The organism is Chitinophaga sp., from assembly GCF_035564935.1.
Taxonomy (GTDB): domain Bacteria; phylum Bacteroidota; class Bacteroidia; order Chitinophagales; family Chitinophagaceae; genus Chitinophaga.
Window position 1 is genome coordinate 1 of the sequence record NZ_DATMTE010000178.1, and the last position, 8,649, is coordinate 8,649.

At 45.6% G+C, this 8,649-nt stretch carries 10 protein-coding genes; 3 read left to right on the forward strand and 7 right to left on the reverse strand.

From position 1 onward, the window contains the following. The coding region (gene ruvC / locus VN105_RS04700; protein WP_325638425.1) for a crossover junction endodeoxyribonuclease RuvC at positions 1 to 522 on the forward strand (522 nt) is incomplete at its 5' end. A 186-nt stretch (positions 523 to 708) separates the two neighbouring features. Then, positions 709 to 1,404, forward strand: a complete 696-nt coding sequence (locus VN105_RS04705) for a response regulator transcription factor (RefSeq protein ID WP_325638427.1) — start codon at positions 709 to 711, stop codon at positions 1,402 to 1,404. 3 nt (positions 1,405 to 1,407) lie between these two features. On the opposite strand, the gene VN105_RS04710 is transcribed toward VN105_RS04705, so the two are convergent. The 4 genes from VN105_RS04710 to rsmA form a co-directional block, all read right to left on the reverse strand. Continuing rightward, on the reverse strand, positions 1,408 to 1,797 hold the full coding sequence (locus VN105_RS04710) for an HIT family protein (protein ID WP_325638429.1): 390 nt from the start codon (positions 1,795 to 1,797) through the stop codon (positions 1,408 to 1,410). Positions 1,798 to 1,881: 84 nt separating this feature from the next. Next, positions 1,882 to 2,355 carry a transcription elongation factor GreA gene (greA, locus tag VN105_RS04715; RefSeq protein ID WP_325638430.1) on the reverse strand — a complete coding sequence of 158 codons (474 nt, stop codon included), beginning with the start codon at positions 2,353 to 2,355 and terminating at the stop codon, positions 1,882 to 1,884. A gap of 184 nt (positions 2,356 to 2,539) precedes the next feature. After that, positions 2,540 to 3,469 (reverse strand): NAD(P)-dependent oxidoreductase, encoded by a 930-nt coding sequence (locus VN105_RS04720; protein ID WP_325638431.1) that lies wholly within the window; start codon positions 3,467 to 3,469, stop codon positions 2,540 to 2,542. Continuing rightward, positions 3,466 to 4,221 (reverse strand): 16S rRNA (adenine(1518)-N(6)/adenine(1519)-N(6))-dimethyltransferase RsmA, encoded by a 756-nt coding sequence (rsmA, locus tag VN105_RS04725; RefSeq protein WP_325638433.1) that lies wholly within the window; start codon positions 4,219 to 4,221, stop codon positions 3,466 to 3,468. Before rsmA ends, VN105_RS04720 begins: the two co-directional genes overlap by 4 nt. A 130-nt stretch (positions 4,222 to 4,351) precedes the next feature. On the opposite strand from rsmA, the gene pdxA reads away from it, so the two are divergent. Continuing rightward, the gene (gene pdxA / locus VN105_RS04730) at positions 4,352 to 5,413 is read left to right on the forward strand and encodes a 4-hydroxythreonine-4-phosphate dehydrogenase PdxA (protein ID WP_325638435.1); all 1,062 of its coding nucleotides are present in this window, start codon (positions 4,352 to 4,354) and stop codon (positions 5,411 to 5,413) included. Positions 5,414 to 5,415: 2 nt separating this feature from the next. Here pdxA and VN105_RS04735 read toward each other — a convergent pair whose 3' ends face one another. The 3 genes from VN105_RS04735 to VN105_RS04745 all read right to left on the reverse strand — a co-directional run bounded on the left by VN105_RS04735 (position 5,416) and on the right by VN105_RS04745 (position 8,635). Continuing rightward, positions 5,416 to 5,712, reverse strand: a complete 297-nt coding sequence (locus VN105_RS04735; protein ID WP_325638437.1) for a transcriptional regulator — start codon at positions 5,710 to 5,712, stop codon at positions 5,416 to 5,418. Positions 5,713 to 5,816: 104 nt separating this feature from the next. Next, on the reverse strand, positions 5,817 to 6,467 hold the full coding sequence (locus VN105_RS04740; RefSeq protein WP_325638439.1) for a hypothetical protein: 651 nt from the start codon (positions 6,465 to 6,467) through the stop codon (positions 5,817 to 5,819). An 11-nt stretch (positions 6,468 to 6,478) separates the two neighbouring features. After that, entirely contained in the window at positions 6,479 to 8,635 is a 2,157-nt protein-coding gene (locus VN105_RS04745) for a TonB-dependent receptor (RefSeq protein ID WP_325638441.1), read from the reverse strand. Between the last annotated feature and the right edge of the window lie 14 nt (positions 8,636 to 8,649).

An 8,649-nucleotide genomic window follows, 5' to 3' on the forward strand; every position in this document is an offset into this window, starting at 1 on the left:
GGTACCCTTGTAATGGGCTACGGACTTATACTTATCGAAGGGAAAAAGGCCAGGCTCCTGGAGATGAGTGTACTGAAACTCTCCAAACTCAAAGATCACTACGAAAGACTACAACTGATTCATTGCAGGGTGCAGGAGTTGATCCAACAGCATAAACCAAGCAGTTTTGCCATTGAAGCGCCCTTTTTTGGTAAGAACGTGCAAAGTATGCTAAAACTGGGCCGCGCCCAGGGTGTGGCTATTGCGGCGGCCATCCAGGCTGGCCTTGAGGTCACCGAATATTCCCCGAAAAAAGTAAAACAATCTGTTACAGGTAATGGTAATGCAGATAAGGAACAGGTTTGGCTGATGCTGCAACGGATCCTCAGCATCTCAGAACGTCCTGATTACCTTGATGCTACAGATGCCCTCGCAGTGGCAGTATGCCACTTTTACCAGGAAAGTAATCCGCTTGCAGGAATCACCAAGGCAAAAGGCTGGGATAAATTCCTTCAGCAGCACCCTGAAAGGATTTCAAGGTAAAAAACACCCGGCTAAAAGGTTATTTCATAAATCCGTAAATTGTAGTTACTTTGGTTGAAATTCAAAACCCAGTTAAAAGCTAACGGCCATGCGCCCGGATAACAGCTTAACTATGAAAAGTGACCATCATTTGTTATACAGGAATTGTATAACAAGCTTTTTTATATTAATCAGCATCAGGCAAATATGAAAGCAAGAATCCTATTGGTGGAAGATGATCAAAATATTGGTGCGGTTACGAAGAAACGATTGGAAGAAGCGGGCTATGATGTAGTGCACAGTATAGACGGCCAGGCAGCCTGGGAACAATTCCAGTTACGCTCATTCGATATTTGTTTGCTCGACGTGGTAATGCCCAAAAAAGACGGCCTACAACTGGCGCAGCAGATCCGCGAACTCAATGACCATGTTCCTATATTATTCCTCACTTCTAAAAATGAAAAAGAAGACAGAATAGCCGGACTCCGAACCGGTGCAGATGATTATATCAGTAAACCCTTCAGTATGCAGGAACTGATCCTGCGCATAGAAGTTTTCCTGAAACGCACCATGAGCCGCGGGAAAGATAAGTCGAACCTGTATATAATAGGACAACTGACCTTTGACTATGAAGACCTCCGCCTCTATACTTCCAATGGTGATATATCCATCTCTTTAACACAAAAAGAAGCAGACCTGCTGAAATATTTCTGTAATAATCCCAATAAAACGCTAAAAAGAGAAGACATCCTTTCCAATGTATGGGGGAAAGACGATTATTTCCTCGGACGCAGTATGGATGTATTCATTACCAAACTGCGGAAACATTTCAAATCAGATCCGCAAATCAAGCTGGAAACCGTACACGGTGTGGGATTCCGCTTTAACATCCCTTCAAAATAACCATTACATTGCAGCGATAATCTGCGCCTGTATTGCCTTAAATTCTTCTACAGACAGCTTCAGCTTACTGCGGGAAAAATTCATATCATCTGCCGAATTGATCGGGATCAGGTGCATATGTGCATGAGGCACTTCCAGTCCTACCACACTAACGCCTATACGATTACAGGGGATCACTTTTTCTATGGCCTGTGCAATGGGCTTGGCAAACAATAACCACTCCTGCAACAGGCTGTCGGCTACATCAAAAAATTTATCCGTTTCAGTTTTAGGTATCACCAGGGTATGCCCTTGTACCAGCGGAAAAATATCCAGGAAAGCATAAAAATGTTCATTCTCTGCAATCTTATAGCTGGGAATTTCCCCTTTGATAATTTTCGTGAAGATGGTCATAGTATGTAATTCTTAGTAACATGATAAAAAGAAACAGGGGCTGCAAATGAATGCAACCCCTGCAAATATCATGAAAAAGTAGGCTTATGCAGTTATATTATCAATCTTAAATTTAATCTGTCCGTTTGGCGCCTGTACTTCCGCCACTTCACCTACATGCTTACCCAACAGGCCTTTACCTATCGGTGAAGTCACCGAAATTTTGCCCGCCTTCAGATCTGCTTCCGTTTCGGAAACAATCTGGTAGGTGAATGTCTTTTTATTAGCTACATTGGTGATGGTTACCTTACAAAGGATAGACACTTTTGAAGTATCAATTGTATCTGCACTCACTATCCGGGAAATAGCAATAGCATTTTCCAGTGTGGCAATTTTTGCTTCATGCAAACCCTGCGCTTCTTTGGCGGCATCATATTCGGCATTTTCCTTTAAGTCACCCTTCTCCCTGGCTTCTGAAATAGCACGCGCAATCTCTGCCCTTCCCTTTGTTTTAAGTAAGGTCAGCTCATTCATCATTTGATCAAGGGTTTCTTTCGTAACGTAATTTATGCCAGACATAACCTGTTGTGTTTTTTTGGTTATAAGAAAAAAAAATCAACGCCTCCATTTGCACAGAAGCGTTGTTTACTGGTATTATTGCAAATATAATGAAATTTGTATAAAGAAAAAACCCCCTTATTTCGGATATAAATAAATTGAAAATCAATCATTTATGTCCGAAAAGCAACCTGTAGGGCCAGGTTTAAAGAATATTCAGTTTCTCCAGTACAATACGGGCCATTTTGATGCTTGCCTGATGGGAATACCCTGCAATATGCGGAGTTACCACTACATTATCAGCTTTCAGCAACCAGGCCAGTTGTTCTTTTTCTTCTTCGTTATAAGTAGCTAGTTTTTCATTTTCCAGTACGTCCAGACAGGCGCCTGCCAGTACCCCATTACTGAGTGCGGCAATCAGGTCGCGGTTATTCACCAGCTTGCCCCTTGCTACATTCATAAACCACACCGGCCGGGCAAAGGAAGCAAAAAAAGCCGAATTGCCCAGGTATTTTGTTTCAGCGGTAAGTGGCAAATGCAGGCTCACTACATCTGCTTCCCGGAATATCTCCTCCATGGTAGACTCTTTCACGGCTGCTGTACCAAAACCCGTTTTATATTTATCATATGCCAGGATGTTAACGTCGAAGCCCTGCAATTTATGCGCGAAAGTACTGCCTGTATTACCATAGCCGATGATCGCCACCGTTTTACCGTTCAGCTCATATCCCCTGTTCCCGTCGCGCTCCCAGATCCCCTTCCGGAGCTCCAGGCTGCTTTTCAGCACATTATTCAACAGGCACAACAACATGCCAACGGCCTGTTCGCCAACTGCATCGCGGTTACCTTCAGGGCTACTCACACAATGAATCCCTTTACTTTCTGCATAAGGCACATCTATCAATTCCATTCCGGAGCCTAAACGGCCAATCCACTGGAGCTGCCGGGCCTGGTCGATCATGTTTTTATCTACATGGATACGGGTGGTAACAATCAGCCCGGTACATTCACCGATTTCACGGTATACTTCATCATATGTAACAGCCGGCAGGTAGGTTACTTCATACCCTTTGTTTTCCAGCTGTTCAATTAAATACGGATGTGTTTTCGCTGTAACTAATACTTTTCTGCTCATATCATCTTATGGGATAATGCTGCAAAATCGGCCACACTCAGCTCTTCTGCCCTTTTTGTAAAGATGGGATCCTGTGCCAGCAGTTCCTTGTCGAACATCGTTTTCAGCGGATTACGCAATTGCTTGCGCCGCTGGCCGAAAGCCGTTTTCACCAGTACAAAAAATTTGCGCTCAGAGGCAATGTCTGCCGGTTGTTCCAGCCGGGTCAGGCGGATCACGGCAGATTTTACTTTTGGCGGCGGATTGAAGCAGTTTTCATGTACTTCAAACAAATATTCAATCTTGTAATATGCCTGTAACAATACGCTCAGGATGCCATATTCCTTGTTCCCATGAGGAGCGGCAATACGTTGCGCCACTTCTTTCTGGAACATTCCCACTACTACATCTACCTGCTGGCGCCAATCGAGCACCTTAAACATGATCTGGGTGGAAATATTATAGGGGAAGTTGCCAATCAGGCGGAACGGGCCATCAAAAGGCAGGGCGGCATCCAGGATGCTTTCATTGATCAGCTTACCCCTGATGGCCGGGTAAGTTTTTTCCAGGAACTCCACCTTTTCCTTATCCAGTTCTATGGCTTTGAAACGGATACCAGGCAGCTGCAACAGGTACTTTGTGATGGCGCCCCCGCCGGGGCCCACCTCCAGCACTTGCTGGCCGTCGATTACAGGTAACGACTCCACAATCTTCCTTGAGATGTTCTCATCTGTCAGGAAGTGCTGGCCGAGTGATTTTTTTAGTGTATACATTGTGAAGCGCAAAGATAAAGCATTATTAGCTTTTAGCCCCTTCCTTTTAGCTTTTGAGGAGGCTGCCGGCTAAAAGCTGAAAGCTAACCGCTAAATACTTTATATTTGCCATTCATTGAGGCAATTCAGCATGAGTACTACCCAGATCAACAAGCCGGTAATCGGTATCACCATCGGTGACATCAACAGCATAGGCGCCGAAATTATCATCAAAACCTTTATGGACACGCGTATGATGGAATTTTGTACGCCGGTGATCTTTGCGTCTAACAAAACCATCAACTTTTACCGGAAGCTGATGAATGAAAACAATTTTAACTATCAGAGCATCAAAGACTTTACCCGCCTTAATCATAAGCAGGTGAATGTGTATAATTGCTGGGAAGAGGAAGTACAGATCACCCCGGGAGTACTGAATGAAACCGGCGGCAAATACGCTGCACGGGCTCTGGAAGCAGCGATCAACTGTTTAAAGGACGGATATATTTCCGGCCTGGTAACAGCCCCTATTCATAAAAACAATATTCAAAGCGGCACTTTTAACTATACCGGTCATACTCCTTACCTGAGAGACTCTTTCAATGCAAAAGATGTACTCATGTTCATGACCGCTGATAACATGCGCGTGGGATTGCTCACGGAACATGTGCCCCTGGCAGATGTAGCGAAATATGTGACCAAAGAAAACATCCTGGGCAAACTGCACCTGATGAGAGATAGCCTGGTAAAGGACTTCGGTATAGATCAGCCACGGATTGCCGTGTTAGGGCTCAACCCCCACGCCGGTGACGAAGGACTGATAGGCCGGGAAGAAATTGATCATATTATCCCTGCCATCCGGCACGCCAAAGGCAACGGGATCCTCTGTTTCGGGCCGTACAGCGCCGATGCCTTCTTTGCACGGGAAATGTTCCGGCAGTTTGATGGCGTACTGGCTATGTACCACGACCAGGGGCTCATTCCATTTAAATCACTGGCAAGCGGCAATGGTATTAATTATACAGCCGGACTCGGTATTGTACGTACTTCACCCGATCATGGCACCGCCTTCGATATTGCCGGTAAAAACCTGGCAGATCCTGATTCTTTCAGACAGGCCATTTTTACCTGCCTGGAAATACTGGAACAGCGGCAGCGTTATGCAGAAAACACCCGGAACCCGCTGAAGAAAACAGAACTGGCATCTGAATAGCCTCAGGGCTTACCTGCTTTCAGGTAGGATTGAATGGATGTAACATAATTCCCGAAGGCTTTCCGGCCTGTGGATGTTATTTTGCAGATGGTTTGCGGGTAATTGTCTTTAAACTGTTTCACCACGGAAATATATTCCGCATCGCGTAATTTATTAATCTGTACGCTCAGGTTACCTGCAGTAGCATTTGTTTTTTCTTTCAGCAATGTAAATTCTGCTTCTTCTTCACTGATCAACACGGACATAATAGCCAGCCTCAACTGTGAATGTAATACCGGGTCCAGATCTTTAAAGTCCATGAGCTTAATTTTCTTATACAGTTATTTTGATATTTAGCTATTTTGCCTCCATGATAAATACCAGGAAAACAAAATAACTAAATATCCGGTAATATGCTATTCAACTATTTCTGACTTTGTTCCAGCAGCCTGCGGGTATATGGTTCTCCCCAATGTGGCGCTATGCCGCTTTCCGGCTTGAATGCCGCGAATTTTTCCAGTGCCTGCTCCAGTGTTGTTTTCGCTTTTGATTTGCTTCCACCCCATTGTTCAGGTGTAAATAATAATGATTGTCCCTGTAACATATAAATCCGCGGGTTCTCCGGGTTCAATCCTTTTGCCTGTTCCAGCAGGGCAGCAGCTTCTGGTCCAAACTTCATACCCCGTGTCATAGGATCCACTGTTAACCGGGCGGTAGCTACCAGTGAGCGGATACACGCAATTTCAGAATTTTTTGGGCTCAGCGCTTCCGCTTTATCCAGGTTACTTTCCGCCTTATCTGCCAGTGGATCTATCTGGCTTTTGTCTTTCAATGTAAACGCCTGCATTACCTGCATATAGGCAGCATAATAGTAAGGCAGCCACTGGCTTTTTTCCGCATCGGCAATGCGTTCAAAAGTATTGGCTTTTTGTTGCAGTGCTTCCTGGGTAAAAGTGCTGCTGCTGTCCAGGTCCGACGTTTGCTTCGTCATCGCTTCTGTATACTGGGCGCTTTGCGCCATAGCAGCGGTAGCCAGGCTACCGGTAAATAAAAAAGCAAGAAAGAATCGTTTCATATTTATTGTGATTAGAGGTTATTAATAACATCCTGTCTTCTGTCTATTCCGAAATTCATGAACATACCCAGGTAAATAAATCTTGGTACGTTGGGTACCACTTCATCCCTGCGCAAACCATCAGAGGAATAATGATAGCCGAACACCTGTTTATTGCCCAGCACATTGCTTACAGACAAAACAAAAATGGTGAACGCTTTCCGGATACTGGTCAGATAACTGGCGCTTACGCCCAGGGAATTATAGGTCATTGTCCGGTCGGACATGAACTTATCCGTAGGCTGGTTCGGATTATAATAAGGACGGCCTGTTGCAAATGAATAGGTTAATCCCAGGTTGGTACTGAGTTTTGGCAAAAAATGTTTGTACACAATACTGGCGGTATGATTAGCAGCAAAGTCGGGCTGCACCCGGAACGGGTAATTCAGGTAGTCGCGTTTCGTATCCAGGTAAGAATAAGAGATCCAGTAATCTACGTTTTTAAAGGTTTTCCTGTCGCGCCAGAACAGCTCCACGCCCTGGGCGTATCCACTGCCGTTGTTGCTATACATTGGCGCTGTCTTTACCAGGTCTGCATACTTCTTATAAAACACTTCTGTACGGAAAGTATAGTCGGCCGCCACCCGCTGGTAACTGATGATGTAATGCGTGGCTTTCATATAGCCGAGGTTCCGGTCGAAGCGGATATATTGAGGTTCGGGCTTCTGGTAATAATCGCCGTAAGCCACCGAAAACTGGCTGAAGTTATTTACCTTATATGCCAGCGATACACGGGGGGCAAAGTTCATTTCCCCGAGAACAGAGCTGTATTCCGCGCGGCCGCCTACACGCCCAACGAAGCTGGGTGTAAAGTAAATATCCCCTTCTGCAAAGGCAGCTGTGTAATTATCTGTAAAGTTAGTTTTGTTGCCGTTAAAAGCGGATCTCTCTTCTGCATACTGGTATTCACCACCGAAGCGCAATACGGAGAAGCGGCCAAGGTTTTTATAAAACATCAACCGGCTCTGGCTCAGGTTCGACTGTACTCTGATCAGCGAGGGCGCGGGATTTTTCAGCAGTGTATCTGCATCAATGTTATCTGTATTACTGCTGAAAGAAGCGCCGATATACAGGTGCCAGTCGTGGCCGATGTTTTCCCGGTAAGTAAGATTCGTATATACGTTATTGTTATGCAGCTTAAACGACTCTGTATAGCCCGGATATTCAAGACTGTTGGAGTTGAATCCCATTTTGGTCCAGTTCCCGTATCCGTAAAATTTGAGCATGCCTGTACGGGAGGTTTTGCGCCGGAAATTAACCGAGGTACCAATGATTTCCGGGCCAAGATTAGGCGCGTTCTTTGGCTTAACGATATTAAAGTAGGGTGAAAGATTCGTATAATCGGCTTCTATCCCGTAGGATGTTTTTTTATCTTTTGAGAGATTGTCCAGCCCTGCGTTCACACCTATTACAGATACGCCTACGGAGGAAGAAGAACGTTCAGGCAAATCGATGGATTCGAGGATCAGCGCAGACGAAAGCCCCTGCCCATATTGTGCGGAATAGCCTCCGCTGCTGAAGGTGGTTCCTTTAAACAGGAATGGCGAAAAGCGGCCACGGCCCGGGATATCCGGCAGGCTGCTGTAAAAAGGATTCCTCACCAGCATGCCATCAATGAGAGTTTGGGTTTCATAACCGGTACCACCCCGTACAAACAGCCCCTCGCGGTCGTTGGTTTGCTGGGCGCCCGGTAGTGTTTTAATGGCATTGGCAATATCGGCGCCGGCGCCGGCTGTGGTTACAATATCCAGCGGTTTCAATACTGTACCTTTCTTATCATCGCTGGCTTCAAAGCTACCTGCAGAAATGGTTACCACGCGTAAAGCATTTACCGCATTCTTCAGCACAATGTTCAGCTGCTCCCCTGCTGTAGTATTTATTTTCAGTTCAAGCGTCTGGTAACCGGTAAGGGAGGCAGACAATAGCTGGTCGCCAGTGGCCGTAGTAGTAAAAGAGAAAGAGCCGTCGGCCGCGGTGGTAGCACCGTCGTAAGCGCCCTTTAATGCGATGTTCACGCCGGGCAAGGGATGCTTTTTGCTGTCGGTTACCTTACCGCTGATCTTATTCTGTGCCAATGAGAATAAGGGCGCAAAAACGAGGAGACATAGATACCGGCTGATGTTATACATACGATGGGATTAAT

Excerpts from the sequence above, each read along its gene's own strand:
- VN105_RS04705 (WP_325638427.1), top strand. The coding sequence starts at position 709 with ATGAAAGCAAGAATCCTATTGGTGGAAGATGATCAAAATATTGGTGCG.
- VN105_RS04710 (WP_325638429.1), bottom strand. The coding sequence starts at position 1,797 with ATGACCATCTTCACGAAAATTATCAAAGGGGAAATTCCCAGCTATAAG.
- greA (WP_325638430.1), bottom strand. The coding sequence starts at position 2,355 with ATGTCTGGCATAAATTACGTTACGAAAGAAACCCTTGATCAAATGATG.
- VN105_RS04720 (WP_325638431.1), bottom strand. The coding sequence starts at position 3,469 with ATGAGCAGAAAAGTATTAGTTACAGCGAAAACACATCCGTATTTAATT.
- rsmA (WP_325638433.1), bottom strand. The coding sequence starts at position 4,221 with ATGTATACACTAAAAAAATCACTCGGCCAGCACTTCCTGACAGATGAG.
- pdxA (WP_325638435.1), top strand. The coding sequence starts at position 4,352 with ATGAGTACTACCCAGATCAACAAGCCGGTAATCGGTATCACCATCGGT.
- VN105_RS04735 (WP_325638437.1), bottom strand. The coding sequence starts at position 5,712 with ATGGACTTTAAAGATCTGGACCCGGTATTACATTCACAGTTGAGGCTG.
- VN105_RS04740 (WP_325638439.1), bottom strand. The coding sequence starts at position 6,467 with ATGAAACGATTCTTTCTTGCTTTTTTATTTACCGGTAGCCTGGCTACC.
- VN105_RS04745 (WP_325638441.1), bottom strand. The coding sequence starts at position 8,635 with ATGTATAACATCAGCCGGTATCTATGTCTCCTCGTTTTTGCGCCCTTA.